The 26,945-nt window shown below is 47.3% G+C and carries 24 protein-coding genes, 1 tRNA gene and 1 pseudogene; 16 read left to right on the forward strand and 10 right to left on the reverse strand.

Translation table 11 applies throughout. The annotated features are described in order from the left end of the window. Nucleotides 1-3: 3 nt before the first annotated feature. The 8 genes from LZT21_RS01800 to dnaA form a co-directional block, all read right to left on the reverse strand. Nucleotides 4-1,200 carry an ABC transporter substrate-binding protein gene (locus LZT21_RS01800; RefSeq protein WP_233989130.1) on the reverse strand — a complete coding sequence of 399 codons (1,197 nt, stop codon included), beginning with the start codon at nt 1,198-1,200 and terminating at the stop codon, nt 4-6. Between the two features lie 28 nt (nt 1,201-1,228). After that, nucleotides 1,229-1,933, reverse strand: coding sequence for an ABC transporter ATP-binding protein (locus LZT21_RS01805; RefSeq protein ID WP_233923333.1), 705 nt, complete (start codon nt 1,931-1,933; stop codon nt 1,229-1,231). After that, nucleotides 1,930-2,697, reverse strand: a complete 768-nt coding sequence (locus LZT21_RS01810) for an ABC transporter ATP-binding protein (RefSeq protein ID WP_233923334.1) — start codon at nt 2,695-2,697, stop codon at nt 1,930-1,932. The genes LZT21_RS01805 and LZT21_RS01810 overlap by 4 nt, the downstream gene beginning before the upstream one ends. Nucleotides 2,698-2,797: 100 nt before the next feature. Continuing rightward, nucleotides 2,798-3,013, reverse strand: coding sequence for a DUF3717 domain-containing protein (locus LZT21_RS01815; protein ID WP_233989131.1), 216 nt, complete (start codon nt 3,011-3,013; stop codon nt 2,798-2,800). 15 nt (nt 3,014-3,028) lie between these two features. Beyond that, nucleotides 3,029-3,523, reverse strand: coding sequence for an SET domain-containing protein (locus tag LZT21_RS01820; RefSeq protein WP_233989132.1), 495 nt, complete (start codon nt 3,521-3,523; stop codon nt 3,029-3,031). A gap of 3 nt (nt 3,524-3,526) precedes the next feature. After that, nucleotides 3,527-6,025 (reverse strand): DNA topoisomerase (ATP-hydrolyzing) subunit B, encoded by a 2,499-nt coding sequence (gene gyrB / locus LZT21_RS01825; RefSeq protein ID WP_233934838.1) that lies wholly within the window; start codon nt 6,023-6,025, stop codon nt 3,527-3,529. An 11-nt stretch (nt 6,026-6,036) separates the two neighbouring features. Continuing rightward, the gene (gene dnaN, locus LZT21_RS01830; protein WP_233923338.1) at nt 6,037-7,152 is read right to left on the reverse strand and encodes a DNA polymerase III subunit beta; all 1,116 of its coding nucleotides are present in this window, start codon (nt 7,150-7,152) and stop codon (nt 6,037-6,039) included. 247 nt (nt 7,153-7,399) lie between these two features. Beyond that, nucleotides 7,400-8,851 (reverse strand): chromosomal replication initiator protein DnaA, encoded by a 1,452-nt coding sequence (dnaA, locus tag LZT21_RS01835; protein ID WP_233989133.1) that lies wholly within the window; start codon nt 8,849-8,851, stop codon nt 7,400-7,402. Between the two features lie 233 nt (nt 8,852-9,084). Between dnaA and rpmH the strand changes: the two genes are divergently transcribed. The 7 genes and pseudogenes from rpmH to mnmC form a co-directional block, all read left to right on the forward strand. After that, entirely contained in the window at nt 9,085-9,219 is a 135-nt protein-coding gene (gene rpmH, locus LZT21_RS01840; protein WP_233923340.1) for a 50S ribosomal protein L34, read from the forward strand. 7 nt (nt 9,220-9,226) lie between these two features. Beyond that, nucleotides 9,227-9,544: a ribonuclease P protein component gene (gene rnpA, locus LZT21_RS01845; protein WP_233934835.1), complete on the forward strand. Its 318-nt coding sequence runs from the start codon at nt 9,227-9,229 to the stop codon at nt 9,542-9,544. Then, a complete protein-coding gene (yidD, locus tag LZT21_RS01850) occupies nt 9,544-9,786 on the forward strand; it encodes a membrane protein insertion efficiency factor YidD (RefSeq protein ID WP_233923342.1) in 243 nt (80 codons plus the stop codon). Before rnpA ends, yidD begins: the two co-directional genes overlap by 1 nt. A 14-nt stretch (nt 9,787-9,800) precedes the next feature. Further along, the gene (yidC, locus tag LZT21_RS01855) at nt 9,801-11,489 is read left to right on the forward strand and encodes a membrane protein insertase YidC (RefSeq protein WP_233923343.1); all 1,689 of its coding nucleotides are present in this window, start codon (nt 9,801-9,803) and stop codon (nt 11,487-11,489) included. Between the two features lie 11 nt (nt 11,490-11,500). Next, entirely contained in the window at nt 11,501-12,889 is a 1,389-nt protein-coding gene (gene mnmE, locus LZT21_RS01860) for a tRNA uridine-5-carboxymethylaminomethyl(34) synthesis GTPase MnmE (RefSeq protein ID WP_233989134.1), read from the forward strand. Between the two features lie 97 nt (nt 12,890-12,986). After that, nucleotides 12,987-14,855, forward strand: a complete 1,869-nt coding sequence (locus LZT21_RS01865; RefSeq protein WP_233989135.1) for a phosphoenolpyruvate carboxykinase (GTP) — start codon at nt 12,987-12,989, stop codon at nt 14,853-14,855. After that, a pseudogene (gene mnmC / locus LZT21_RS01870) lies at nt 14,856-15,902 on the forward strand (FAD-dependent 5-carboxymethylaminomethyl-2-thiouridine(34) oxidoreductase MnmC); the annotation flags it as partial. Between the two features lie 62 nt (nt 15,903-15,964). Here mnmC and LZT21_RS01875 read toward each other — a convergent pair. Both LZT21_RS01875 and dprA read right to left on the reverse strand, forming a co-directional pair. Next, nucleotides 15,965-18,622: a DNA topoisomerase III gene (locus LZT21_RS01875; RefSeq protein WP_233923346.1), complete on the reverse strand. Its 2,658-nt coding sequence runs from the start codon at nt 18,620-18,622 to the stop codon at nt 15,965-15,967. A 132-nt stretch (nt 18,623-18,754) separates the two neighbouring features. Further along, nucleotides 18,755-19,663, reverse strand: a complete 909-nt coding sequence (gene dprA, locus LZT21_RS01880; RefSeq protein ID WP_233923347.1) for a DNA-processing protein DprA — start codon at nt 19,661-19,663, stop codon at nt 18,755-18,757. 71 nt (nt 19,664-19,734) lie between these two features. On the opposite strand from dprA, the gene def reads away from it, so the two are divergent. The 9 genes from def (at nt 19,735) to LZT21_RS01925 (ending at nt 26,922) form a co-directional block, all read left to right on the forward strand. Continuing rightward, a complete protein-coding gene (gene def, locus LZT21_RS01885) occupies nt 19,735-20,247 on the forward strand; it encodes a peptide deformylase (RefSeq protein WP_233923348.1) in 513 nt (170 codons plus the stop codon). 38 nt (nt 20,248-20,285) lie between these two features. Next, the gene (gene fmt, locus LZT21_RS01890) at nt 20,286-21,296 is read left to right on the forward strand and encodes a methionyl-tRNA formyltransferase (protein ID WP_233923349.1); all 1,011 of its coding nucleotides are present in this window, start codon (nt 20,286-20,288) and stop codon (nt 21,294-21,296) included. Beyond that, nucleotides 21,296-22,624 carry a 16S rRNA (cytosine(967)-C(5))-methyltransferase RsmB gene (rsmB, locus tag LZT21_RS01895; protein WP_233934832.1) on the forward strand — a complete coding sequence of 443 codons (1,329 nt, stop codon included), beginning with the start codon at nt 21,296-21,298 and terminating at the stop codon, nt 22,622-22,624. Before fmt ends, rsmB begins: the two co-directional genes overlap by 1 nt. Beyond that, complete coding sequence (locus LZT21_RS01900; protein WP_233923351.1) at nt 22,621-23,205, forward strand: DUF4390 domain-containing protein; 585 nt, start codon at nt 22,621-22,623, stop codon at nt 23,203-23,205. The genes rsmB and LZT21_RS01900 overlap by 4 nt, the downstream gene beginning before the upstream one ends. Continuing rightward, nucleotides 23,202-25,523: an ATP-binding protein gene (locus LZT21_RS01905; RefSeq protein ID WP_233989136.1), complete on the forward strand. Its 2,322-nt coding sequence runs from the start codon at nt 23,202-23,204 to the stop codon at nt 25,521-25,523. Before LZT21_RS01900 ends, LZT21_RS01905 begins: the two co-directional genes overlap by 4 nt. Before the next feature lies 1 nt (nt 25,524). Continuing rightward, the gene (locus tag LZT21_RS01910) at nt 25,525-26,217 is read left to right on the forward strand and encodes a response regulator (protein ID WP_233989137.1); all 693 of its coding nucleotides are present in this window, start codon (nt 25,525-25,527) and stop codon (nt 26,215-26,217) included. An 18-nt stretch (nt 26,218-26,235) separates the two neighbouring features. Continuing rightward, nucleotides 26,236-26,311, forward strand: a tRNA-Phe gene (locus LZT21_RS01915). Between the two features lie 100 nt (nt 26,312-26,411). Further along, nucleotides 26,412-26,648, forward strand: coding sequence for a CopG family ribbon-helix-helix protein (locus LZT21_RS01920; protein ID WP_233989138.1), 237 nt, complete (start codon nt 26,412-26,414; stop codon nt 26,646-26,648). Beyond that, a complete protein-coding gene (locus tag LZT21_RS01925) occupies nt 26,638-26,922 on the forward strand; it encodes a type II toxin-antitoxin system RelE/ParE family toxin (RefSeq protein WP_233989139.1) in 285 nt (94 codons plus the stop codon). The genes LZT21_RS01920 and LZT21_RS01925 overlap by 11 nt, the downstream gene beginning before the upstream one ends. The last annotated feature ends 23 nt before the right edge of the window (nt 26,923-26,945 follow it).

The following is a 26,945-nucleotide window of genomic DNA, read 5'->3' on the forward strand; positions in this document are numbered from 1 at the left end:
GGATTACTTCAGGGCACACTGCGAATAAGACGCAATGGGAAACGCCTTCTCACCAGGAATGGTGGAAATCAACTTGTAATAATCCCAAGGAGACTTTGATTCAGCTGGCGTTTTAACTTCAAACAAATACATGGTATGCACCATGGTTCCGTCTTTGCGAATGTAGCCGCCCTTAGTAAACATGTCATTAATTTTCACCTTGCGCAACCGCTCCATCACTTTATCAGCGTTATCGGTACCTGCTGCCTTTACCGCATTAAGATAAGTCATGGTTGATGAGTAATTGCCGGCCTGAACCATCGTGGGCATGCGCTTCATTTTGCCAAAGAAGCGCCTACCAAACTTACGGGTCTCTTCGTTTTGATCCCAATACCATGCTTCAGTTGCATAAAGGCCTTGGGCACTTTTTAAGCCCATGCTATGGACATCAGAAATGAAGACCAATAGGCCGGCAATCTTCATGGTCTTGGTAATACCAAATTCATTAGCTGCTTTTACTGAGTTGATCGTGTCGCCACCCGCATTCGCCAAGCCTAAAACCTGTGCCTTGGAGTTTTGCGCCTGTAGGAGATAAGATGAAAAATCGCTAGCGCTTAAGGGGTGTCGTACATTACCCAGCACCTTACCGCCATCTGCTACAACTACTGCGGCTGCATCTTTTTCAAGTGCGTAACCAAAAGCATAGTCTGCGGTTAAGAAAAACCAGGTTTTTCCACCCTTGCCAATCATGCCCTTGCCTGTGCCATTAGCCATTGCAATGGTGTCATAGGTGTAATGCACAGTATAGGGGCTGCATTGTTCGTTAGTAAGTGCCGATGAACCTGCGCCATTATTAATATAAATACGCTTCTTTTCCGAAGCAACCTTGGCCGTTGCTAGCGCTGTACCTGAGTTTGTGCCGCCGAAAAGTACGGTTACGCCATCACGATCAACCCACTCACGCGCTTTTGACGCTGCAATATCAGCCTTATTTTGATGATCTGCAGAGATCACTTCGATCTTGCGGCCCAACACTGTGCCGCCAAAATCGGCAATGGCCATTTTGATCGCTTCGAGGCCACCATCGCCGTCAATATCGGCGTAGAGCCCGGACATATCGGTAATAAAACCAATTTTGACTGGCGCCGGATCGGCGGCCTGCGCAAAACCAGAGGCTGCCATCAGCACTGCCACGGCACTTGAAATTAATGTCTGTTTCATTTTTTTCCTTTAGTAAATATTGACCCCATCAAACCCCCAAATACCCGTTCAGCAATTCAGCCTTAGCAGCCAATTCTGAACGTTGCACCACTTCGACTACATGTCCGCTTTCAATGACATAGTGTCGATCTGCCAACTTCGCAGCAAAACGAAAATTTTGCTCAACCAAGACAATCGTAAAACCACTATTACGAAGTTTGGTAACTACTTCGCCCAACTTCTGCACAATGACTGGGGCTAAGCCCTCGGTAATTTCATCCAGCAAAAGTAATTTAGCGCCCGTGCGTAAGATGCGGGCAATTGCTAGCATTTGCTGCTCACCACCCGACAAGCGGGCGCCCGGGCTTGACCTTCGCTCATACAAATTTGGAAACATGTCGTAAATCGTATCCAAGGTCATACCGCCCTGCATGACCTCTGGGGGTAAGAGTAGATTTTCTTCGGCCGTTAAGCTTGAAAAAATACCGCGCTCTTCGGGACAATATCCAATACCAAGGTGCGCCACTTGAAAGGTTTGCATGCCAATGGTTTGTTTGCCATTTACCTCAATTGATCCAGTGCGCTTACCCGTTAATCCCAAAATAGCCTTAAGAATAGTGGAGCGGCCAGCGCCATTTCGACCAAGTAGAGTAACAACTTCGCCGTCAGCAACACGAAAATCGATGCCGTGCAAAATATGCGACTCGCCATACCACGCTTCAAGTTGCTTTACATTTAAGGCCGCCGCGCTCATACCTCTGCCTCAGGCTCGCTGCCGGTGTAGGCCTCAATCACGAGGGGATTTTTAGAAACCTCGCTATAGGGCCCCTCGGCCAAGATCGAGCCCCTTTGCAAAACTGTAATTTGGTCAGCAATTGCCGAAACCACTTTCATGTTGTGCTCCACCATCAACACCGTGCGCCCCAGCGCAACTCGCTTAATCAACTCTGTAACGCGAGCCACATCCTCATGACCCATGCCTTGCGTAGGCTCATCTAGCAGCATCAGTTCTGGCTCCATCGCCAAGGTCGTCGCAATTTCAAGGGCGCGCTTTCTGCCATAGGGTAGATTGACTGTTTGCTCATCTGCCATTTCCGCCAAGCCCACTTCCTGCAACAACTCCATGGCCCTCGCATTCAAAATATTTAATGAGCTGGGTGATTTCCAAAAATGAAACTCGCTACCAAGCTGGCGCTGCAAAGCAATGCGCACATTTTCTAAAACGCTAAGATGGGGGAATACGGCCGATATTTGAAACGAACGAATTACGCCTCGACGAGCAATTTGCGCCGGCCGCTCTTTGGTGATGTCGGTGCCATTCAGGTAAATATGGCCCGTACTAGGCTCCAAAAATTTCGTTAATAAATTGAAGCAAGTGGTTTTGCCAGCACCATTGGGGCCAATTAGGGCATGAATACCGCCGCGCGCAACCTGAAGATTAACGTCGCTAACCGCCGCAAACCCTTTAAAGGCCTTCCCTAAATTTACTGTTTTTAAAATAATGTCGTTATGGTCCACAAAGCCTCAATTGCTTGCGCAGATAAGCATTTGAGGATAACCCAGGATCGCGCAGCATTGCATAGGGATAACCCCGAAGTGGCTGAGAATAGGCCCTAAGCTAGGAAATTTCAGTCTGATATTGCTTAATGGCCAGCTGCGCTGAGGCGCCCATCAGGTCGAGCGGCATCCGCTGTGCGCCTTGCATAATTAAAATTGCATACGGCTTTGCTAAGGCGCTAACCTCGGTAGAAAGGGCTTGCTCATCACCTACCGGCGGCGTTCGCTGACGCCAAAAATTGATCGCCGCCTCCAACTCTTGAATTGTGACAAACACGGTTATTGCCTGGGTTTATTTGGCTGACACAGCAAGCATCGAGCCACGGCACTTTTTTGCCCCACAACGGCAAGCGTAATCGCGCTTCATGGCCTTCGTTATGCGCCCCTCCACATCCAACGAATAGTCGTAAAACAATTCTTGACCAACCTTTAAATTACGCTTCGCCAAAATAAATACGCGCGCCTTGCCACCATAGAACTCTTCCTCAGTTTCGCAGTTGGGTTTACAGGAGTGATTAATCCAGCGTGCTGCATTGCCCCCCTGGTTGGCATCGATTACCCTGCCATCGTCCAAAGAAAAATAAAATGTGTGATTAGGTTGTTTTGGATCATGGGGATGGATACGCTCCGCCTCTTTCCACGAGATGCGCTTGCCCTTGTACTCAATGATTGGCGTCCCTTTTTTAATTGGCTTAGCAACAAAAACACCTTTGCCATGAATGGCCGAAGACTTAACCACTATGCGTGAGCGGTCTACCTTAGGTAGTTGAAGATTCTTCTTTGCCATCTGTTAAACGTCAAGATTGCGAGCAATCAACGCATTCTTTTCGATAAACGCACGGCGTGGATCAACCTCATCGCCCATGAGGGTTGTAAATACTTGATCGGCCATGATGGCGTCTTCAATTTGTACCCTTAACAATCGTCGCGTTGCTGTGTCCATTGTTGTTTCCCACAGCTGTTGGGGGTTCATTTCACCCAAGCCCTTGTAACGCTGCCGGCTCACGGTGCGCTCGGCCTCTGCCAGTAACCAAGCAAAGGCGGCACGAAAGTTTTGCACAACCTGCTCTTTTTGATTTTTTTCAGGATCGCCTCGACGTACGCGAGAGCCTGGCAACACCTTACCGGCAAGCGCTTGGGCGGCACTGGTCAAACTTTGATAATCGTTGCCATGGACAAAATCGGAATTGATTGCTGACAGTTTTAAGTTCCCGTGAATGCGTCTGGACAATAACAACCTAAAGCGCTCAGTGCGATCTTCTTTTTGAACCGTAATTTCGGGCGGCAAAACCAAGGGGTTTAAGCCTTCCGATAGAGCGCTAAGCAAGCGCTTTGCGGAGTCATTGGCCTGTGCCTCGGTATCTAAATTCAGCGGGACACCAGCAGCAATGGCCCGCAACGCGTCTTCATCAATTGTGCGCGAAAGACGATCGACCACCGACTGAATCACTTGATAGTTCTTTGCTAGGTCGACCAAACCGTCACCAGAAATAAGCTCGCCATCGGGAGTTTCAATCGACGCAGACTCAAGCGCTATTTTTAAGAGAAGCTGATTTAATTCAACATCATCTTTAATGTATTGCTCGTTTTTCCCAAACTTCACTTTATATAAGGGGGGCTGGGCAATATAAATGTGGCCCCGCTCAATTAGCTCTGGCATTTGCCGGTAAAAGAAGGTAAGTAATAAGGTTCGAATGTGGCTGCCATCAACGTCTGCGTCGGTCATGATAATGATGCGGTGATAGCGCAACTTATCGGCCTTATATTCTTCCGCGCCAATGCCGGTGCCCAATACGGTGATTAAGGTAACAACCTCTTGGCTCGCTAACATCTTGTCAAAGCGCGCCTTTTCAACGTTCAATATTTTTCCCTTGAGTGGCAAAATGGCCTGAAAGCGACGATCGCGCCCCTGCTTGGCAGAGCCGCCCGCTGAGTCGCCCTCGACAATAAATAATTCAGATTTTTCGGGGTCTTTTTCTTGGCAGTCGGCTAGCTTTCCGGGCAAACCAAGGCCATCGAGCACGCCCTTACGGCGCGTCATGTCGCGAGCCTTGCGAGCGGCCTCACGAGCCCGCGCCGCATCAACAATTTTTCCACACAATATTTTTGCGTCTTGTGGGCGCTCTTGTAGATAGGCACTTAAAGCCTCGGCCACAATTTCTTCTATCGGGCCGCGCACCTCGCTTGAAACCAACTTATCTTTAGTTTGACTAGAAAATTTGGGCTCGGGAACCTTTACCGACAAAATACATGTGAGGCCCTCACGCATATCATCGCCCGAAATTTCAACCTTGGCTTTTTTAGCAATTTCGTGCTCGTCGATATATTTGTTAATCACCCGCGTCATTGCGGCGCGAAGACCGGTTAGGTGGGTTCCTCCATCGCGCTGAGGGATGTTATTGGTAAAACAGAGGACCTGCTCACTGAAGCTATCATTCCACTGCATAGATACTTCTGCCGTAATTTGACCACCTAGATCGGATGGCCGCATACCTTCGGCATAAAAAATATTGGGGTGGAGCACGGTTTTGGTCTGGTTAATATATTCAACGAACCCACGCACCCCGCCAGAAAAAGCGAAGTCTTCTTCTTGGCCGCTGCGCTGATCAATTAGCCGAATGTGCACCCCGTTATTTAAAAAGGAAAGTTCGCGAATGCGCTTCACCAAAATTTCATAGTGATATTCAACCTTGCCGAAAATGGTTTCGTCGGCCAAAAAATGCACCTCGGTGCCCGACATTTCCGTTTCACCAGTGACGGTGATGGGCGAAATGGCCACGCCATTTTCCATTTGAATGTTTGGGTTTTGAATCACGCCGCGCGCAAACTCCATATAGTGCGACTTGCCGTCCCGTCGAATGGTGAGCTTTAACCATTTGGATAGCGCATTAACGCAACTCACCCCTACGCCATGTAGTCCACCTGAAACCTTGTAGCTATTTTGGTCAAACTTGCCACCAGCGTGGAGCTCGGTCATGACAATTTCTGCGGCGCTGCGCTTGGGATCATTCTTGTCGTCGTACTTAATTCCAGTGGGCACGCCGCGGCCATTATCAACAATGGATAAGGAGTTGTCGGTTTGAATCACTACGGTAATTTCTGTGCAATACCCGGCCAAAGCCTCATCGATCGAGTTATCTAAAACCTCAAATACCAAATGATGCAAGCCCGTACCATCCGAGGTGTCGCCAATATACATGCCGGGACGCTTTCGTACCGCATCAAGGCCCTCGAGAATTTGAATTGATGACGCACCATACTGCTCAACTACTTTAATTTCTTCAGTCATTTTTTTCTAATTTAAATTCGCATTGGCATCACAACATACTTAAAGGACTCGGATCCTGGAAGGGTTATGACGGCGCTACTATTGGCATCACCAAGGCTTATTTGTAATGTTTCGTGCTTTAGGTTGGCCAGCACATCGAGCAAGTAACCAACATTAAAGCCAATTTCAATCGCATCGCCATTATATTGCGTTTCAATCTCTTCCTGTGCCTCTTCCTGCTCGGCGTTGGTAGATTGAATCGTAATGCGATCTGGGCTCAAAGAGAAGCGCACGCCTTTAAATTTTTCAGTGGTTAAGATGGCGGCGCGCTGCAGGGCTGCCTGCAACTCTTCGCGTTTCATGGATAAGGTGTTTTTTTGTCCTTTTGGAATGACCCGCTGAAAGTCGGGAAACTTGCCCTCAACTAATTTAGAAATTAATTCGATCTCACCAAAATTAAATTTCACCTGGTTGCTGGTCAAACTGATTTGCAGTGGCGCGTCTGATTCTTCAAGCAGGTGCTGACACTCAAGAATGGTTTTTCTGGGAATGATAATTTCTTGTCTTTCGCCGTTTCCGCTTGGCGGGCTTGCAAGCTCAATTTGACTAAACGCCAAACGATGGCCGTCAGTGGCCACCGCAATAACTTGCTTACCCTCTACCACCAACAGCATGCCATTTAGATAGTAGCGAATATCTTGCTGTGCCATAGCAAAGTGCACTTGGCTAATTAGTTGACGAAAATCTTTTTGGGGCATATTCCAAGATGCTGTTGTTTCTCCCACGCCTTGCATTACTGGAAACTCAGAGGCCGACAGCGTTTGTAAAGTAAAGCGGCTGCGCCCACTTTGCACCACCATGCGTCCCTCTTTTAAGCTCAGCGCAACCGGCCCTTCGGGCAATGAACGCAAAATATCTAACAACTTTCTTGCAGCAACAGTCGTGATTACGTCTTCAGCACCAACTCCAAAATTTGCCGTGGTGGTAATTTGAATTTCAATGTCGGTCGAGACGAAGGCGACTTGCTCGCCCGATTTTTTAAATAACAGGTTTGCCAAAATAGGCAAAGTATGGCGGCGCTCAACAATGCCACTAACGACCTGTAAAGGCTTTAATAAATTATCACGAGATGTATTAACCAGTTGCATTGCTTTTAAGTCCTTGTATATATCTTTATAGTAGTAGTAATAAGGGCGGCCAAAACAGGGGATAACTCAAATAGGTATTTTAAAACAACAATTTACAATCACAAAAAGCTGTGGATAAGTTCTGTATAAGCCGTGGACAAAATCTGTATAACTTCCTAGTGGCAGTCGATTTTCTCCTCAACCAATAGTTCTTCACAACTTATTCACACATTATCCAAAGGCTTATCCACAAGCAAAATTAAGCAAACTAGCCCTTTAGGGTTTGTTCAATAACGTGAATCTCGTGGTTTAAGTGACTATCGTGCGCACGCTCCTCATTAATTTTTCTTACCGCATGTAAAACCGTCGTGTGGTCACGACCACCAAAAAGATCGCCAATTTCAGGGAGACTCTTTTGGGTTAATTCTTTCGCCATAAACATCGCAATTTGACGCGGCCGGGCAATATTTGCTGGACGCTTTTTCGAATACATGTCTGCCACCTTTATATTATAGAAGTCTGCCACCGCCTTTTGAATACTATCGACAGAAATTTGGCGATTTTGGATTGATAACAAATCTTTGAGGGCCGCCCGCGCAACATCGATTGTGACTTCGCGACCATGAAAGCGTACAAAGGCCAAAATTTTCCGCAGGGCGCCTTCAAGCTCGCGCACGTTGGAGCGCAGATGCTTGGCAACAAAAAAAGCCACATCTTCCGACATGGGAATGCCCTCTTGAGCCGCCTTTTTCATCAAAATAGCGACCCGCATCTCAAGCTCTGGTGGTTCAATTGCCACCGTCAGGCCCGAATCAAAGCGCGAAATTAAGCGCTCGTCGATGCCCACGATCTCTTTTGGATAGGTGTCACTCGTAATAATGACTTGCGAGCGATTGCTTAAAAGGGCCTCAAAGGCGTAGAAAAACTCCTCTTGGGTGCGCGATTTGCCGCTAAAAAACTGGATATCATCAATTAACAGCAGGTCTAATGAGTGATAGTAGCGCTTGAAACGATCAAAAGCCTTTTGTTGGTAAGCGCGAACCACGTCGGAAACGTATTGTTCGGCGTGAATATATCGAATTCGTGCACCAGGCTTTTCTTTTAAAAGGTGGTTGCCAATGGCATGAATCAAGTGGGTTTTACCCAACCCCACCCCACCATATAAAAACATCGGGTTATATGAGGTGCCCGGGTTGTGGGCCACTTGAATTGAAGCGGCTCGAGCTAATTGATTGGCCTTACCGGTGACAAAGGTATCAAAAGTTAGGGCTGGATTTAGCTTAGAGTGGTCTTCGATATCAAATACCTGCTCATCGCTAAAGCCAACTAACTCTTCGTCATCAAGGGCGGAGTTGGGGTCAAGACCAATTTGGGTGGCGCCCACCAAAGCGGGTGTCGCGGCACTATTCAGGACGCGATCGACTGCATCAGGATCAACTTCAAGGACAAAACTGAGGTTTATCGGGGTGGCAAAATAGGCCGTAGCTAACTCTTGAAAGCGTTCAGCAAAGGTTTTTTTAATCCAATCGAGCTTAAAGCGATTCGGGGCTGTAATAGTTAGCAATTGCTCACTCTCAACAAAGGAGCCCAGCTTAAGGGGTTGGATCCAGGTTTTAAACTGCTGCGGCGACAGCTCACGCGCTAGCAAACTTAAGGCCTCATCCCAAAATATAAGGGGGCTAGAGGCTTGCAGTGAGGGGGGAATTTGGGGATTAGACATATTATGAGATATTGATTGTAGCTAGCTCTGAAAGTTACCCACAAGCACTAAAAGCGTGGAAAACCTGTGGATAACTTGTTAACAAGTAAAAAAATCGTAATAAAATCAGCGCAATGCTCATAAAAATATCAAAATAACTCGCAAAAATTGTGAATTCTCGATCACGAAATTGAATCAATGGTTGACCTTTTGGGCCGTAGCAAGGAAAATGGTCGGCTTTCCCAGGATTGATCATGAAAAGAACTTACCAACCATCAGTAACCCGCCGCAAGCGCACGCACGGCTTTCGCATCCGCATGAAAACGCGCGGTGGACGCCTAGTGCTAAATGCCCGTCGCGCCAAGGGTCGCAAACGCCTCGCAGTTTAAGTTTGCGTTGAAAAGCGCCAGAATTGCAGAGCTTCTAAAAACGCCCCCCAAAAGCAATAAATCTTGGGGCGTGTATGTTGCCGAACCCCAAAACCAAAACCACCCCGACCTAGGCATTGCAGTAGCAAAAAAATGGGTAAGAAGGGCGGTTGATCGCAATACATTAAAGCGTATGCTCCGCAACATAGCGCGCACCACACAAGCACAAACCCTGCATCACGATAAAGTAATTAAGTTGCGCCATGCTGTGGGGAAAACCACACGTGGGCGCTTGCGCCAAGCCGAGTTCAGCAACTTACGCAACAAAATAGCGGAATTAATTTAATGCGCGTATTGAGCCTCTTGGGAATTTACTGCATCCGCGGTTATCAAATCGTCTTGGCACCTTATGTGGGCGGCCAATGTAAGTTTGAGCCAAGTTGTTCGCAGTACGCCTGCGATTGTTTGCGCAGCCACCATTTTCTTAAAGGCGTACGCTTAAGTGTATGGCGAATTTTGCGTTGCAACCCCTGGACTCATGGCGGCTACGATCCGGCAACAAAATCTAAACAAACCCTCAAGACCTAGGCGAATTATTTTTTATGGATATTAAAAGAACAATACTTTGGGCCATTTTTGCCATTTCTGGGCTAATGCTTTACAACAATTGGTTGGTACATGAAGGGCGTCCGAGTTTGCTCGGCGGGCCAACACCAACCGCGCTTAGCGGTGGCACAAAACCACTTGATGCCAACAAAGGTGATTTACCGCCGCAAGCGGGGGCCGCAGTAGCGCCGCCCAGCAATGCACCAGCAAGCCCAGCAAAAGACGTCAACCTCTCAAACCTTAGCGTGTTGGAGCAAAATAACGGCGAAAAATTTGTACTAGAAAACGATGTTTTGCGTTTAGAGCTTAGTGCCAACGGTGCAAATATTGTTAATGCAAAATTATTACAAGAATTTAATGCCGACAAAACCCCCGTCGAGCTATTGCAATTAAACGCAACCCATCAATATATTGCGCGCTCAGGACTGATCGCTGGCGCCAATCTTGAGCTACCCAATCACAACTCAGTATTTAAGCTGCAGTCCTCTGGCAAAGATGGTGCGGGCCGGCCATTTTTGGTGATGGGCGCAGAACGCAATGGGGTGAAGTTAGAGAAATTATTTTTGTTAACTCCTGGCTCTTATGTGGTTCAGGTTGGCCATAGCGTAACGCAGAGCAGTGCCAGCGCCGGACCCATTATTTTATATACCGAATTAGTGCGTGACGGTAGCGAAAAACAAGAGAGCCAGTTTTATAGTACTTTTACAGGGCCTGCGGTCTATACCCAAAAAGATAAGTTTCAAAAGCTGAGCTTTGCTGATATCGATAAAGGCAAACAAGAAATTCCCAAAGATGTACCGGCGGCTTCTCCGGCATGGATTGCCATGGTGCAGCATTATTTTGCGAGCGCTTGGATACCCGCTGACAAAACTGTACGCGATATCTATGTCGGAAAAATAGACAAGAACCTATTTCGGGTGGGCATGCAAATTCCGCTAGGGACAATCGCTGCTGGTACAACCGTTACCGAAAAGACCCGTTTATTTATTGGCCCGCAAGAAGAAAGCATGCTTGAGGGCATAGCACCTGGTCTCGAGCTATTAAAAGATTACGGCTATCTCACCATTTTGGCGAAGCCAATTTTTTGGCTGTTGGAAAAAATTCACGGTGTGGTTAGCAATTGGGGTTGGTCGATTGTTTTGTTAACCGTATTAATTAAGCTAGTGTTCTTCCCGCTCTCCGCGGCTAGCTATAAATCGATGGCAAGAATGAAAGAAGTGCAGCCTCGCTTAACAACCATGCGCGAACAATATAAAGGCGATCCACAGAAATTAAATGCCGCAATGATGGAAATGTATAAGAAGGAAAAAATTAACCCGCTTGGTGGTTGCTTGCCAGTCGTGGTTCAAATCCCGGTATTTATTGCTTTGTATTGGGTGCTGCTATCGTCGGTTGAAATGCGCAATGCACCATGGATTGGTTGGATTCACGATCTTTCAATGCCCGACCCATATTATATTTTGCCAGTCATTATGGCTATATCGATGTTTGTTCAAACCAAATTAAACCCCAAGCCACCCGACCCTATTCAGGCTAAAGTGATGATGTACATGCCACTCATTTTTTCGGTCATGTTCTTTTTCTTCCCCTCGGGCTTAGTGCTTTACTGGGTCGTTAATAACCTGTTATCGATTGCCCAGCAATGGCAAATTAACAAAATGTTTGGAAAAAAACAGGCGGCCTAGGCCCGCTAATAATGCTTGCTAGAAAAACCCCTATTATTGCGATTGCTACGGCGACTGGCGGCGCGGGGGTTGGTATTGTGCGCATTAGTGGCGCCCCCATCCCACCCGATTTAATGCAAACGCTGGTGGGCACCACACTGGTAGCGCGACAAGCCACTTTAGTGTCGATTAAAAATGCCGCTGGACAAACCCTAGACCAAGCCCTAGCACTATTCTTTCCAGCGCCTGCTTCGTTTACTGGTGAAGATGTTTTAGAGCTGCAGTGTCACGGCGGCCCACAATTATTGCAGTTGATCGTTAAGCGCTGCTTAGAGCTTGGAAAAAAATGCGGCCTAACCATTGCTGCGCCTGGTGAATTTACACAGCGCGCTTACCTCAACGGCAAAATTGATTTAGCTCAGGCCGAGGCAGTTGCTGATTTAATTGGCGCCCAGAGCGAAGCCGCGGTGCTGGCCGCCACACGTTCATTGCAGGGGGCTTTTTCACAAACAATCGATGCCCTAGTTGAGGAAATTATTGCCTTACGAATTTTGGTTGAGTCAACCCTTGACTTTCCAGAAGAAGAAATTGATTTTTTAGAAAATGCACAGGCACATCAGCGCCTCCAAAGCATTGGCTTGCGCTTGGCTGACTTACAGCAAGCTGCAACTCAGGGGACAATCTTGCGGGATGGTATTCAACTTGTATTGGTAGGCGCACCCAATGTTGGTAAAAGCGCACTACTCAATCGGCTTGCTGGGGATGAGCTGGCAATTGTTACGCCGGTTGCCGGAACCACCCGTGATCGCATCAAAGCCACAATTAATATGGGGGGCTTACCAGTACACGTAATTGATACGGCCGGCTTGCGCCTTACTCAAGATCTGGTTGAGCAGGCGGGCATTGAGCGCACATGGCAAGCAGTACAACAGGCCGACGCAATTCTTTTTTTGCGCGATGGCAGTAAACAAAGTGTTGAGGCAGAACAAGCCGAGCTGGAATTACAAAAACGCGTTGCCACTACCGCTCCCGCAAGTTGTGCAATATTCCTGGTGATTAATAAAGCCGATTTACGCGCAGATGAAAATAATCAAGCCAGCAATCTGGCGGGCGCTTTAAGTATTTCTGCTAAAACGGGTTATGGCATTGAGGCTCTTAGCCAGCACATTCTCAAGTCTGTGGGATGGTCTGGTACCAACGAGGGACTTCTCATTGCCAGACAACGTCATGTTGATTCTATTCGTTTGGCGGCAAGCCACTTACACAATGCCAAAGGCCATAGCGCGAATGGTAATCAAACCCTTGAGCTCTTAGCAGAAGAATTGCGCCTTGCACAAGAGCGACTCGAGGACATTTCTGGCAGAACCTTGCCAGATGATTTATTGGGCAAAATATTTAGCCAATTTTGCATTGGTAAGTAGGGCTCAGTGCTGGGATTGGCCCCAAGGGAAAAAGGGCTTAAATAAGCCGTAAATGTTAAAATCATTTTCTTTATAAAAAATGCAGTGAGGGTTTCCAATGAACCAACCAGCAATCCAAGGCGTGCTGAACTTAAACACCCCTGCCTATGTTAAAAATCAGCAATTAATTCAATGGGTTGCAGATCTTGCCGCCCTTACAAAGCCAGATCAAGTGCATTGGTGTGACGGCTCACAGACAGAATACGATCAGCTTTGTGAACTGCTGGTGCAAGCGGGATCTTTCAAGCGGCTTAATTCTGCTAAACGCAAAAATTCCTACTTGGCCTTATCCGACCCACAAGATGTAGCACGCGTAGAAGATCGTACGTTTATATGCGCAGAGAAAAAGGTCGACGCAGGCCCAACGAATAATTGGGTTGATCCAAAAGAAATGCGCGCCACCTTAAATCCTTTGTTTTCAGGCTGTATGCGTGGCCGCACCATGTATGTGGTCCCATTTTCAATGGGGCCAATTGGTTCGCCAATTGCCCATATCGGAGTTGAGCTTTCCGACAGCCCTTATGTAGCAATTAATATGCGCATCATGACCCGCATGGGAAAAGCAGTAATCGATCAGTTGGGCGCCACGGGTAATTTTGTGCCCTGTATACATACTGTTGGCAAGCCTCTGGCCCACGGCGAAAAAGACGTTGCTTGGCCCAACAACTCAACCAAATATATTGTGCACTTTCCCGAAACCCGTGAAATCTGGTCTTATGGTTCGGGATATGGCGGCAATGCTTTGCTTGGTAAAAAATGCTTTGCTTTGCGCATCGCTTCAACCATGGGCCGTGATCAAGGCTGGTTAGCCGAGCACATGCTGATCTTGGGGGTTACCAATCCCGCTGGAAAAAAATATCATATCGCCGCAGCTTTTCCATCGGCTTGTGGCAAAACTAACTTTTCCATGATGATTCCGCCCGCAGGTTTTGAGGGCTGGAAGATCACCACCATTGGCGATGATATTGCCTGGATTAAGCCGCGGAAAGATCCACTAACCGGGAAAACGCGTTTATATGCCATTAATCCAGAGTCAGGCTATTTCGGCGTTGCTCCAGGGACCAATCGAGTTACGAATCCCAATTGCATTGATTCTTTAAATCGCGATGTGATATTTACGAATGTCGCGCTGACTGACGATGGCGATGTTTGGTGGGAGGGGCTAACAGAGACCCCGCCAGCTCATTTAATCGATTGGCAGGGCAAAGATTGGACTCCCGCAGATGGAGTAGCAGGGCGCAAAGCAGCACACCCAAACTCGCGCTTTACGATGGCTGCCACCAATAATCCCGCGGTAGATCCTAATTGGAATGATCCCGCAGGCGTGCCAATCGATGCATTTTTATTTGGTGGACGTCGCTCTAGCACTGTCCCGTTGGTCAGCGAAGCCCGTGATTGGGTAGAGGGCGTTTATATGGCTGCGACGATGGGCTCTGAAACCACCGCAGCAATTACAGGCGAAGTGGGTGTAGTGCGACGCGACCCATTTGCCATGATTGCTTTCGCCGGTTACAACATGAGCGATTATTTTCAGCATTGGCTTAATGTGGGCAAAAAACTAGCCAGCGAGGGCGCAGTGCTACCAAAAATTTATTGTGTCAATTGGTTTCGTAAGAATGCGCAAGGTAAGTTTGTCTGGCCGGGCTTTGGAGAAAATATGCGCGTGCTAGCTTGGATTTTGGAGCGCGTGGAGGGAACGGGCAAAGGCCAAGAAACCGTTTTTGGTATTTGTCCAGAGCATGCTGATTTACATTGGGCGGGCCTCGATTTTTCATGCGAGCAATTTAATACCGTTATCTCGGTTGATAAAGCAGCATGGAATGCCGAGTTGAAATTACATGCAGAGTTATTCGAGCAATTAAAAGAGCGCTTGCCCCAAGAGCTATTGGAAACCCGCAGCAAAATTGAAGCGCGCCTTAGTAGTTAAGTGTCGCCTTACCAAGACGACATTTTATTAGTTGGGGCTGGCATTGCTGGCGCAGCAATTGCGCAAGTATTTTTACAACAAGGCAAACGCGTGCGGGTATTAGATGGTGGACCCAAGCCCGCCTCTGGAGCCTCAGCTCATGCTTTTGCTTTAGCCCATCCAGGCCTAATACGCGCGCGTCCGTTACTACAGCGCTTAACGTACATTGCTTTTGCTTTAGCCAAACAAACATGGCAGCCCTATTGGCGCGAAGAAGGTATTTTTCAGCCACTTAAACCCAACACCGGATTAAATGAAGCTTTGCTGAACGAACAATTGGCGAGTGTAGGCTTTAATGACGCCTCTGCGCAAATTCTGCGCGCTGGTGAAGCACGGCAATTAACTGGTGTTGCCCGTGATGGTATTTGGTTTCCACAGGGCGCAACCATCAATTTAGAAAAAACCTGCGCCACCATTTTTAGTCAACCCGATGCGCTAATGTATCAAGCAAATACACAAGTTGCCAGCATTCGTCATGACGGTGTAAATTGGCACGCGCTTGATCGACAAGGCCAATCGCTAGCGAAAGCAACATCATTGGTATTGGCATGCGCCCATGGCGCAAAACAGTTAGTGGCAGATTGGCAAATTCAGCTTCCCCTAAAACCCGTTCGTGGTCAGCTGAATCAATTTCAAATTTCAGCAAATAGTGCTTGGGCAGCCTATTTGCCCAGTGCGGCCATTTCAGGCGAAGGTTATTGTTTGCCTGCGCAATATGATGAAGTAAGTAAAACGTATTCCTGGGTAGTTGGCTCGAGTTACGATGAAAATGAAACTAGCCTAGCAGCATGGCCAAGTAGCGATGCGCACAATCGTCAGCAAGCTGCAGCGCTACTTCATTATGAGCGGGGCAATTTAGCCGAACTGAAGCTTGCTGGCAGTTATGTCGGCATACGCTGCGCTGCTCACGATCGACTGCCGATTATTGGTGAGGTGTGCGCTTTGCCGGGCCTCTACATTGCTACTGCGCTGGGCTCGAGGGGCGTGTTGTGGTCGGCTTTAGCGGCCGCTATTATTTCAGCGCAAGTGCAGGCGCGCGTTGAGCAACAAGCCTTAGCTGGCGCTAGCGATCAAGCGCCCTCAGCCGCTTTAGCGCGACTGGCGCGCTTGGGCTTATCGGCCGATTTACTTGCTGCCGTCTCGCCCGCCCGCTTTTTGACTGGTGCCTTACCTGCCGCTTTAGCTTCAAATTCAAAACCAATTTTTCCACTAGGATCTAGTGCCAAATAAGCTTTAAAGCCGCGACCCGTACGATTTGATTTGAAGTTAGTGAGCAAGTCGGTTTTGCCCGTAGTTAATAATTTTTTCAACTGCTCTGTGGAAATTTCTTGTTGTAAAACTACCTTGCCAGTTTTAAAGTCACACGTTTTATTCGGGCCAGTATTGTGTTCGCAGATATAACGCATGCCGTCTTCATAAATGGCGCCCGAGCATTTTGGACACACGCCCAAAGCTTCGCGACCCGTAAAATCAATGGCCTCAGTTTCATCGTTAGCACTATTGCCAAAATCAAACTCTAGCTTAAAGCCCGCATTGGGATAATCTTTGTCATCCTCGGGAATTTCGCTTAATTTAATAATGGCCGCAAAAGGACGGCCCATTTTGCTACGAAACCCCTGCAATGGACCGATGGTTTTTTCTTGCAACAGACTTTCTACTTCGGGATATTCGAAAGCTCGCCCACCCGGAGTTTTGCTAATCGTAAAGCCACACTGTTCGCAAGCAAAGCGCCGGTAGTTTTCTTTAACTGCTTTGCCGCAATGAGGGCATGGAGTTTTTAGGGTGGCGTAATCGCCCGGAATGGTATCGCTATCATATTCTTTAGCGCGCTTCACAATGCGTTGCGTCATCTGCGCAATTTCTTGCATGAAAGTTTCGCGCTTCATTTTGCCCTGCTCAATCAGAGCCAGTTTATTTTCCCAGTTGCCAGTAAGGTCGGGGCGTGTAAGCTCCTCAACATCAAGACCACGCAGCAAGGTCATTAACTGAAAGGCTTTGGCGGTGGGAATTAATTCCCGTGCTTCGCGCACCATGTATTTTTCAAATAGTAAGCCTTCAATGATGGCTGCGCGCGTGGCTGGCGTTCCCAGGCCCTTTTCGGCCATTGCCTCGCGCATCTCATCATCATCAACCCATTTACCAGCGCTTTCCATGGCCGAGAGCAAAGTAGCTTCGGTATAGCGAGCAGGCGGTTTGGTTTTAAGCGGCACTACCACTACCGCCTCATTTTGTACTGTTTCATTTGCTTGAACAGGCACTAATTCATCGTCAGCCTGAATCGATTTACCGTAAACAGTAAGCCAGCCAGGACTCACTAAGACACGCCCCTCAGTTTTAAAGTGATGGCCTGATGATTCAGTAATACGCGTGGTAACGCGAAACTCAGCTGCAGGAAAAAATACCGCCAGGAAGCGGCGCACTACTAAGTCATACAACTTGTATTCAGGCTCGCTTAAATTTTTCGGTGCCTCAAGGGTGGGAATGATGGCAAAGTGATCAGATATCTTCGAGTTATCAAAAATACGTTTGTTGGGCTTAATCCAACCATAACCCGCTTTAGCTTTGGGATCGGTCGGGTCGCCGTGTAAGATTTGTTTTGCAAAGGGCTTATATTCCTGCGAATGCTCAGCCAAATTTTCGATGGTTTGTTTAACCGTATCGAGATAGTCTTCGGGCAATGCTCTAGCGTCGGTACGCGGGTAGGTTAATACTTTATGGCGCTCATACAATGCCTGCGCTAAGCCCAAAGTATTTTTTGCTGAAAAACCAAAGCGGGCGTTGGCCTCGCGTTGCAAGCTGGTTAAATCAAAAAGCTGCGGGGCAAGCTGAGTAGCGGGTTTAGCCTCTTCTTTTACCGTGCCTTTTTTACCGCGACAGGCGGCCACAATGCTTTGGGCGGCGGCTTCGCTCCAGAGGCGATTTTCACGCAGATCAGTCTCGGCTGGATCCTTCTTAAATTTCGGATCAAACCAGCGGCCCTCATAAATACCAGCAGCAGCGATAAACTCAGCCTTTACCTCCCAATAATCTTTAGAAATAAATTGCCGTATTTGTTCTTCTCGCTCAACCACCACCGACAGGGTTGGGGTTTGCACACGGCCTACCGTAGTCAGAAAAAAGCCACCACTTTTACTATTAAAAGCAGTCATGGCGCGCGTACCATTAATGCCTACTAGCCAGTCGGCCTCTGAGCGGCAGCGGGCGGCATCAGCTAAGGGTTGCATGTCAAGGTCGGGCCGTAAATTTTCAAACCCAGAGCGAATGGCATTGGGAGTCATTGATTGCAGCCAGAGTCGCTTGATCGATTGTGAGGCTTTGGCGTGCTGTGCAATTAAGCGAAAAATGAGCTCGCCTTCACGTCCTGCATCGCAGGCATTAATTAAGCCAGTAATATCTTTACGTTTAATCAGTTTTTGTAACACCTTGAGGCGTGATTCAGTTTTAACAATTGGTCGCAAGGCAAAGTGGGGCGGAATCACCGGCAGGTTAGCGAAAGACCATTTGCCCCGTTTAACCTCATACTCTTCTGGTGCAGCAATTTCCAGCAAGTGACCAACTGCTGAAGAAATTACAAAATCGGCGTTTTCAAAATAATCGTCGTATTTTTGGAAACCACCTAAGGCCTTCGCAATATCATTCGCTACCGAGGGCTTCTCAGCAATGATCAAGGTTTTAGTTTCACCGTCTGCAGAAGCGGAGGGTTTAGTTTTGGTAGGTGCTTTTGCCACGCGGGAGCCTAAAGTTGAACTTAAAAAGAAATGAGAATTATTAAAAAGAAGGGTAATTTAACCTGATTTTGTTAGTCATCGGCAAATTCACCCTTTTTTATTATTAACCGATCTTTTAGGAAAAGTCCAAATTCATTGTTTTTGCAACAAACGCAGGCGCTCTCCAGGCAGTCGCTCAATTAAGCCCTTAGCCTCTAGCAATAAGGCCTGAACCAGGGCTTCTTGGGTAGAAATGCCACTTAAAAGACAGATTTCGTCGATGGAGCTGGGGTGATAATTAATCCACCGAAGCAGCGGAAAATCTGCAAAAACGGGTGATTTAGGGGATAAATCACCGGTGATTTCACTGTGCAGGGGTATTTGTCGGCTGGTTTGAAGCCCGTAAGCGGGCAATTCGCTCACAATATCGTCAATACTGGTCACTAACTTCGCCCCAGATTGAATGAGTCGATGGCAGCCCTTGGCAAGCGTTGAGTGGATTGAGCCTGGCAGAGCGAAGACTTCGCGACCTAGTTCGGCTGCAAGATGCGCGGTAATTAAAGATCCGGACTTCGTCGCAGCCTCAACTACCACAACCCCCAAACAGAGTGCTGCAATCAAGCGATTACGGCGCGGAAAATGAAAGGCTTTGGGGGCGGTTCCCGCAGGAAATTCGGATAAAAGTAGGCCTTGGCAGGCAATTTCTTGAGCAAGTTGCTCATGCTGTGGGGGGTAAACCACATCTAACCCAGTTGCACCAACGGCTAAAGTGAAGCCTTTGGCCCTCAAGGTGCCGCGGTGCGCGGCGCCGTCAACCCCTAGCGCTAGGCCAGAAACTACTCCAAAACCCCTTTCTACTAGGCCTTGTGCTAAAAAAGCGGCATCGAGCAAGCCTTGTCGAGAGGCAGCTCTTGCACCCACAATGGCAATTAGGGGCTGGCGATTAATTAGCGCTACATCGCCCGAGGCATAAATTGTCGCCGGCGGGTCGTGAAGGTCGAGAAGCTGGGGTGGATAGTTGGGTGCGCCACGGCTAATAGCCAAAATCGTAGAAGTTTGCATCAATTCATTGTCGGCGTAGGGAAATTTTTGTCTGTCAGGACAGCTTTATTACTCTGTTGGATAATTCTTACATGGCACTATTAGAAGTTCTCCAATATCCCGACAAGCGCTTGCATAAAATTGCCAAGCCAGTGGCACAGGTCGACTCTCGCATTCAAAATATTGTGCGCGATATGGCCGCAACAATGTATGCGGCACCGGGTGTTGGTTTAGCTGCAACCCAGGTTGATATTCATGAACGCATTATTGTGATTGATATTACTGAAGAGCAAAATCAACTTATTGCTTTAATTAATCCCGAGTTAGTTTGGGCGAGCACAGAAAAAAAATCTTGGCGGGAAGGTTGTTTGTCGGTACCAGAATACTTTGATGAAGTAGAGCGCGCAGAAAGCATTAAAGTTAAAGCATTAGACCCTAGCGGAAATGAATTTGAGCTTGAGGCCGATGGTTTATTAGCGGTTTGCCTACAACACGAAATGGATCACTTAATGGGCAAGGTTTTTATCGAGTACCTCTCACCTTTAAAGCGCGCGCGAATTGCTTTAAAAATGAAAAAGCGCGCGATCGATTTATTAACTCGTTAGTGCATCAGCACAGCGGCCTAAAAACAGGTGAGCCATTTATGAAGGTTATTTTTGCTGGCACACCTGAGTTTGCTGCGCAGTCATTACGGGCAATTTTGGCTGCTGGTCATCAAGTAGTGTTAGTGCTTACTCAGCCTGATAGGCCTGCTGGTAGGGGCATGTTAATGCAAGCAAGCCCCGTAAAGGTACTGGCTCTAGAACATGATATTCCGGTGCTGCAACCGCCCAGTTTAAAAATAAAGCCGGGTGAATTAGAAAACAATTCTTTAGTCCAAGCAGCGTTCGATGCTATCACTCAAACCGATTTCGATCTAATGGTAGTGGTTGCATATGGGTTGCTAATTCCCCCGGCCATTTTAGATTTAACCGAAGCCAATGGACGCTGGGGCTGCTTTAATGTGCACGCTTCTCTTTTGCCGCGTTGGCGCGGGGCAGCACCTATTCAGCGGGCAATCCAAGCGGGCGATAGGCAAACTGGTATCACGATTATGCGCATGGATGCAGGGCTTGATACCGGGGATCAGGTCGCGTTGCAAAAGACGCCCATCGCTGCTGATGAGACTAGCACCAGCTTGACCGATCGATTAGCCATTATGGGCGCACAATTAATAACCCAATGTTTAACAACGCTACAAATGGGCCAGTCACTCAGGCGCATGCCTCAAGCAAACGAAGGCGTTAGCTATGCGCAAAAAATTCTCAAAGGTGAGGCTGTTGTAAATTGGTCTAAAAGTGCTAACGAAATTAATCGGCAGATTCGTGCGTTTAATCCCTTTCCTGGGGCTAGTACTCGGTTAAATGGTGAGGTGCTCAAAATTTGGCATTCACAAATAGCTAGCTATACGATGCCAAAGGAAGTGACTGCAGGCACTGCATTAGTTGGAGCAATTTTTTGTGGCCCCAATGGTGAGGTGTTGGTGAGGTGCGGGGAAGGCATGATTGAATTGCTTGAAGTACAAAAGCCGGGAAGAAATAAAATCAGTGCACGCATTTGGTTTTTAGCTTTAGAACAACATCCCCAGCAGCAGTTTCATAACGAATCTTGTTAATGGGGCAGTTAAGGCAAACCCAACAAAGTATCGGCCTGGCAAAAGCCATTAGTTTGTCTGCTACCGCAATAGATGGGATCATGGCAGGCCAATCATTAACGCAAATTATTGAAGACTTACCCGCCCAAGAGCGACCCATTGTGCAAAGCCTCACATTCGAGACCTTGCGCCAGTGGCGGGGGGCGCATCAGCTAATTAAAGAATATGTGCCTAAAGCGCCCAGCCAGCGACTAGACCATCTTTTGAGCATCGCCATTGTGCTATTAATGCAGCGCCAGATAAATATGAAGCGGGGGTATCCTGCTCATACCGTGGTCGACGAAGCAGTGAAGGCGTGTGACGCCTCAGTTCAGACCAAGCACGCGAAGGGATTAGTGAACGCAGTATTACGAAAAATTAGCATGGCAATCACCGAGCTGGACCAAGGACCCAATAAGGTTGCCAAGATTGATGTAGGGGGCGGGTATCTACCGCCATGGTGGTTAGCCCAACTAAAGGCTAGCTACCCAAGTCAATGGAAACAACTCTGCTTTCATCAATCACAACACCCGCCGCTAAGTTTACGTATTAATTTAAGCAAAATTACCCGCGTCGCTTATCTCGAACTATTGGCGCAGGCTGGCCTAGCTTATGAAGAAATTCCGCCTATTGCAGGCCATACCTTAGAAGGCGCACTTTCTTTGCAAGTACCACGTCCAGTGACAGAAATCCCTGGCTTTACAACTGGCTTAGTATCGGTTCAGGATGCGGGTGCACAGCTGGCAGGGCTCTTGTTAAATCTTCAGCCGGGCGAGCGGGTTTTAGATGCTTGCGCAGCACCTGGAGGAAAAACAGCGCATTTACTTGAAACTGCCAACATTAAGTTACTTAGCCTAGAAATAGACCCACACCGCATTAGCAAAATTGCTAGCAATCTAGCCCGTTTGGGGCTAGCATCCGAAGCCCACCTTATTAAACAGGCAGATGCTGCTCTAAGCAATTGGTGGGATGGGCAATTATTTGATAAGGTCTTATTAGATGCCCCCTGTTCAGCCTCAGGAATTGTGCGGCGCCATCCGGACATTCCTTTTTTACGCCGAGAAAACGATATTGCGCAACTACAACTAAGCCAACGTGCCTTACTAAACTCCTTATGGCAAGTATTAAGGCCTGGCGGTTTAATGTTGTATGTCACTTGCTCACTTTTTCCAGCCGAGGGAGAGGAGCAAGCTAGCTGGTTTGAAGCAAATTATGCCGATGCATTACGATTAGAGTCTATTGGCCAGCTTCTGCCGGCCAAAACGCACGATGGCTTTTACTATGCTCTATTTAAAAAGAATGGTTCATGACGCGGCGACTTAACAATTGGATCTTGTATTTAATTTTAGGCTTAGGTTTAGGGCTGAGCCCATTAATCTATGCCGAAGGAATTAAAGTTAAGGCAGCAGAAATTGAACGGGTTGACACCGACTGGCTGTTAAACGCCGTTTTTAATATTGAGCTATCGCCCGGGTTAGAGGATGCTTTACAAAAAGGTTTGGTTTTAACATTTCAAACTGAGTTTGAACTAACTCGGGGGCGTTGGTATTGGTTTGATGAAAGACCCTCACAGGTGACGCGACAAACGCGGGTTTCTTACCAGCCTCTCACCAAGCAATATCGAATCTCTACGGAGGGTTTTAGTTTCTCTGTAGCAACTATGCGTGAGGCCCTACAGGCAGCCGGTACGATCGGGGGTTGGCGCGTTATTGAGCGCGCCAATATTGATTTGGGTAAAACCTATATTGCGGCATTGCGCATGACCCTAGATTTAAGTAAGCTACCCAAACCATTTCAAGTTAATGCGTTAAATAATCGCGACTGGAATGTTTCAAGCGATTGGTTGCGTTTTCCATTCTCACCCAGTTTCCAGAACGTCATCGCGCAATGATAAGTAGCCCTATTCCTGCCCGTTGGAGCGCTGCGCTAGCAAGGGAGGGCTGGAAACGACGCGCCCTACCTATAGCCGTAACCGCTTCTGGATTTTTGGCTTTAGTGTTATTAATATTACTTTCAGTTGCTTCATCCAACACCGCATTTTTCGATAACAATTTTATTTGGCTCTATAGTGCCAACGTTGTTGTTGGACTTTGTTTGTTAACGATCATTTTGGTGCTGGGCGCAGTGATAGCGGTACGCTGGAAAGAGCGCCGTTTTGGCGCGCGCTTGGTGGCTAAATTAGCCATGATTTTTGCTTTAGTCGGAGTGGTGCCAGGTTTAATTTTGTATGGTGTTTCTTGGCAGTTTGTCTCGCGTAGTATTGAAACATGGTTTGATGTCAAAGTTGAAACAGCGCTTGGAGCTGCGCTTGAGTTAGGGCGCACTACCTTGGATGCCTCTTTACAAGAATTGCAAGATGATGGTAGCAATATCGCTGAACAATTGACGCGCCTGCCAAATAATGCCAGCGCTGCCGAATTAACACTTATATTATCGCGGCTACGCGCCCAAACTAATACTCAAGAATTAGCAATTTTTAATACTCGGCAGCAGCTAATTGCGATTGCTATTTCTGGTAGCAATATTCAGGAAGCCCCGCCTCCCTCAGCGAGTTTATTGGCACAGGCTAATAAATTAAAAGGAACTGGCACCATTGATGAGCGTATTGAGGGGGATGGTTCCCAAAGTTATTTTTTACGTGCAGTAGTCCCGATAAGTCAGGGCAGAGTGACCTCAGCAGCTGGCAACTTTGGGATCAGCCCACAAGGCCTTCGAGAGGCTAGGTATTTGCAATTAGTTAAGCAGGTTCCTCCTAGTGTCACTAAAAATACCCTGGCAATTCAAACTGCATACAGCGATTATCAGGAAAAGGCTTTAGGGCGCACTGGCTTACGCAAAATGTATATTGGTACCTTAACCTTAACCCTATTTTTTGCCCTGTTTGTCGCAGTAAGCCTTGCGTTATTGTTGGGCGGAGAATTGGCTAAACCCCTATTAATGCTTTTGCGGGGGACAGAGGCAGTTGCACAAGGCGATTTATCGCCCAAGCCTGAGTTAGATACAGGCGACGAGCTAGGCATGTTAACGCGTCAATTTAATATGATGACCAAACAAATTGCCGATGCACGCACAGCGCAAGAAGAATCCAAATCATTTTTACAGTCGATTTTAGATAGTCTTACTGCGGGGGTATGTATCTTTGATCAGCAATATCGTTTGGTTTCCAGTAACCCAGGCGCCGATCGTATTTTTGGGACCGAATTAGCGCCAATGCGGGGCCAACAAATCAACGCTTTTCCCTTGTTAGGAGAGTTTGATGCTGCCATTCGCGAAGGCTTTGCAACTTTGCATATGGCAATTTCAGGTGAAGCAAGCCAAGCCAACCATAAAAAACCTAGCGCCACCATATGGCAGAAGCAAATTCGGCTACATGCGATAAATGAGTATGAAAATGAAGTTGGTGTAACGCTTTTTGTGCGCGGCACCGAGTTAAGTCATGAATTGCGCTTGATTGTTTTTGATGATATTACTGATGTCGTTACGGCCCAGCGCTCCATTGCTTGGGGCGAAGTAGCACGGAGACTAGCGCACGAAATAAAAAATCCTTTGACACCAATTCAATTGTCTGCCGAGCGTTTGCAACAGAAATTAACGGGCGCAGTAACCCCCGAGTTGGAAGAAATGATGAAGCGTAATACCGCAACTATTATTGGTCAAGTGCAAGCAATGAAGCAAATGGTCAATGAGTTTCGTGATTTTGCAAAAACCCCATTGCCACAATTACGACCTGTTTCGCTGAATGCCTTAATACAGGAAATTTTGGGCTTATACGAAGGCAGCCCAATGGAGGTTCAGCTTGACCCCAAATGCCCAGACATTTTGGGTGACCCCACTCAACTGCGGCAGGTTATTCATAACTTACTCCAAAATGCCCAAGATGCTACGCTTGAAGGTAAAGACCATACCGCTTTGGTGGAAGTAAGGACTAGTGTTGTACCTTATGGGATTGGGGCCCATCCCCAACAAAATGCAGTACGTCTCACAATAAGTGACTCAGGCTGCGGATTTCCAGCTAAGATATTGGCAAGGGCGTTTGAGCCCTATGTTACAACCAAGAGTAAGGGAACAGGTTTGGGCTTAGCGGTGGTAAAAAAAATCATTGATGATCATGGCGCCAAAATTGAGATTCAGAATCGTTTACAAGGCGAAATACTGATTGGAGCCAAAGTTGCCATTGTATTTATGAACCTTGCAAAAGAGCCCGCTTAATATGGCAAATATTTTAGTTGTTGACGATGAAATGGGTATAAGAGAATTACTCAATGAAATTTTGAGTGATGAAGGCCATACCGTTTATTCTGCAGAAAGTGCCATTCAGGCGCGTACGATTCGTGAGCAAATGCGGCCCGATTTGGTCTTGCTCGATATTTGGATGCCTGATACCGACGGCATTACATTGCTAAAAGAGTGGTCAAAGAGTGGCCAGCTCACCATGCCAGTGGTGATGATGTCGGGGCATGCCACGATCGATACCGCCGTAGAGGCAACCCGCATAGGGGCAATGAATTTTTTAGAAAAGCCGATTGCTTTGCAAAAATTACTGAAGACGGTAAATAAGGCATTAGAAAAATCGCTGAAAAGACCCGAACCAGAAGATGCTTTGGCCGCAAATGGCGCATATTCCCCGGGCCAACTTAAAACTGGTGTAGCGCTCGATGCCGCGGCCATCGCCAAGAGCGGCCAGCCTGAATTAGAGTTAATTAGCGGCATTGCAAAAAGTTATTTTGATTTACCTTTGCGTGAGGCCAGAGACCTATTTGAAAAGGCCTACTTTGAAAATCAAATGCAAATAATGGGCGGGAGTATGACGAAAATTTCTGAATTTACGGGTCTCGAACGGACACACCTTTACCGTAAACTCAAAGCACTAGGGATAGACACCTCAAGAAATAAGGGCGATTGATTTATAATTGCGAGTCTTGGCCTGGTAGCTCAGTCGGTAGAGCAGAGGACTGAAAATCCTTGTGTCGGTGGTTCGATTCCGCCCCGGGCCACCAAGATTTAAATAATGCCCTGCTTCGTGCGGGGCATTTTCTTTTGTGCGTTCAGCCCTGTTTGTATATAATGTATACAAAGTATTCTTTGGGGTGAAAGATTATGGAAACTTCGGTTTTAACCATACGGGTTAGCAACAAAACAAAGTCAATGCTAGATAAATTGGCAGGGGCCACTCAACGCACAAAATCTTTTTTAGCTTCAGAGGCGATAGAGCGCTATTTAGAAGTTGAGGCCTGGCAGGTTAATGAAATTAAGGGCGCCTTAAAAGAGGCTGACAACCAAGACTTCATTTCAGAGAAAGAGTTTGCTAAGTTAGTGAAAAAGCATGCAGGTTAAGTGGTTACGTAATGCCGCCAAAAACCTAAATGACGCTACAGAGTATATTGCGGACGATAACCCTAAAGTAGCTAGAGAATTTTTAATTCATACCATTGAAAGTGTTAATAAATTAGCTCAATATCCAGAGCTTGGGAGAGCCGGCAGAGTCCCAGGAACTAGGGAGTTGGTTATTTTTGGATATCCGTATATTGTCCCGTACCGTATAAAGGACGGAAATGTGGAAATATTGCGAGTATTTCACACGTCAAGAATGTGGCCTAAAAAACTTTAAATTACATTTAGTAGAGATTAATA

Origin of the sequence: Polynucleobacter sp. IMCC 30228 (assembly GCF_021395205.1) — a bacterium.
Lineage (GTDB): Bacteria > Pseudomonadota > Gammaproteobacteria > Burkholderiales > Burkholderiaceae > Polynucleobacter.

Coding starts and splice junctions, on each gene's coding strand:
- LZT21_RS01900 (WP_233923351.1), top strand. CDS start 22,621: ATGACGCGGCGACTTAACAATTGGATCTTGTATTTAATTTTAGGCTTA.
- LZT21_RS01920 (WP_233989138.1), top strand. CDS start 26,412: ATGGAAACTTCGGTTTTAACCATACGGGTTAGCAACAAAACAAAGTCA.
- dnaN (WP_233923338.1), bottom strand. CDS start 7,152: ATGCAACTGGTTAATACATCTCGTGATAATTTATTAAAGCCTTTACAG.
- LZT21_RS01865 (WP_233989135.1), top strand. CDS start 12,987: ATGAACCAACCAGCAATCCAAGGCGTGCTGAACTTAAACACCCCTGCC.
- rsmB (WP_233934832.1), top strand. CDS start 21,296: ATGGGGCAGTTAAGGCAAACCCAACAAAGTATCGGCCTGGCAAAAGCC.
- gyrB (WP_233934838.1), bottom strand. CDS start 6,025: ATGACTGAAGAAATTAAAGTAGTTGAGCAGTATGGTGCGTCATCAATT.
- LZT21_RS01905 (WP_233989136.1), top strand. CDS start 23,202: ATGATAAGTAGCCCTATTCCTGCCCGTTGGAGCGCTGCGCTAGCAAGG.
- rpmH (WP_233923340.1), top strand. CDS start 9,085: ATGAAAAGAACTTACCAACCATCAGTAACCCGCCGCAAGCGCACGCAC.
- LZT21_RS01910 (WP_233989137.1), top strand. CDS start 25,525: ATGGCAAATATTTTAGTTGTTGACGATGAAATGGGTATAAGAGAATTA.
- dnaA (WP_233989133.1), bottom strand. CDS start 8,851: ATGTCTAATCCCCAAATTCCCCCCTCACTGCAAGCCTCTAGCCCCCTT.
- LZT21_RS01800 (WP_233989130.1), bottom strand. CDS start 1,200: ATGAAACAGACATTAATTTCAAGTGCCGTGGCAGTGCTGATGGCAGCC.
- yidC (WP_233923343.1), top strand. CDS start 9,801: ATGGATATTAAAAGAACAATACTTTGGGCCATTTTTGCCATTTCTGGG.
- LZT21_RS01805 (WP_233923333.1), bottom strand. CDS start 1,933: ATGAGCGCGGCGGCCTTAAATGTAAAGCAACTTGAAGCGTGGTATGGC.
- LZT21_RS01925 (WP_233989139.1), top strand. CDS start 26,638: ATGCAGGTTAAGTGGTTACGTAATGCCGCCAAAAACCTAAATGACGCT.
- yidD (WP_233923342.1), top strand. CDS start 9,544: ATGCGCGTATTGAGCCTCTTGGGAATTTACTGCATCCGCGGTTATCAA.
- dprA (WP_233923347.1), bottom strand. CDS start 19,663: ATGCAAACTTCTACGATTTTGGCTATTAGCCGTGGCGCACCCAACTAT.
- fmt (WP_233923349.1), top strand. CDS start 20,286: ATGAAGGTTATTTTTGCTGGCACACCTGAGTTTGCTGCGCAGTCATTA.
- def (WP_233923348.1), top strand. CDS start 19,735: ATGGCACTATTAGAAGTTCTCCAATATCCCGACAAGCGCTTGCATAAA.
- mnmE (WP_233989134.1), top strand. CDS start 11,501: ATGCTTGCTAGAAAAACCCCTATTATTGCGATTGCTACGGCGACTGGC.
- LZT21_RS01820 (WP_233989132.1), bottom strand. CDS start 3,523: ATGGCAAAGAAGAATCTTCAACTACCTAAGGTAGACCGCTCACGCATA.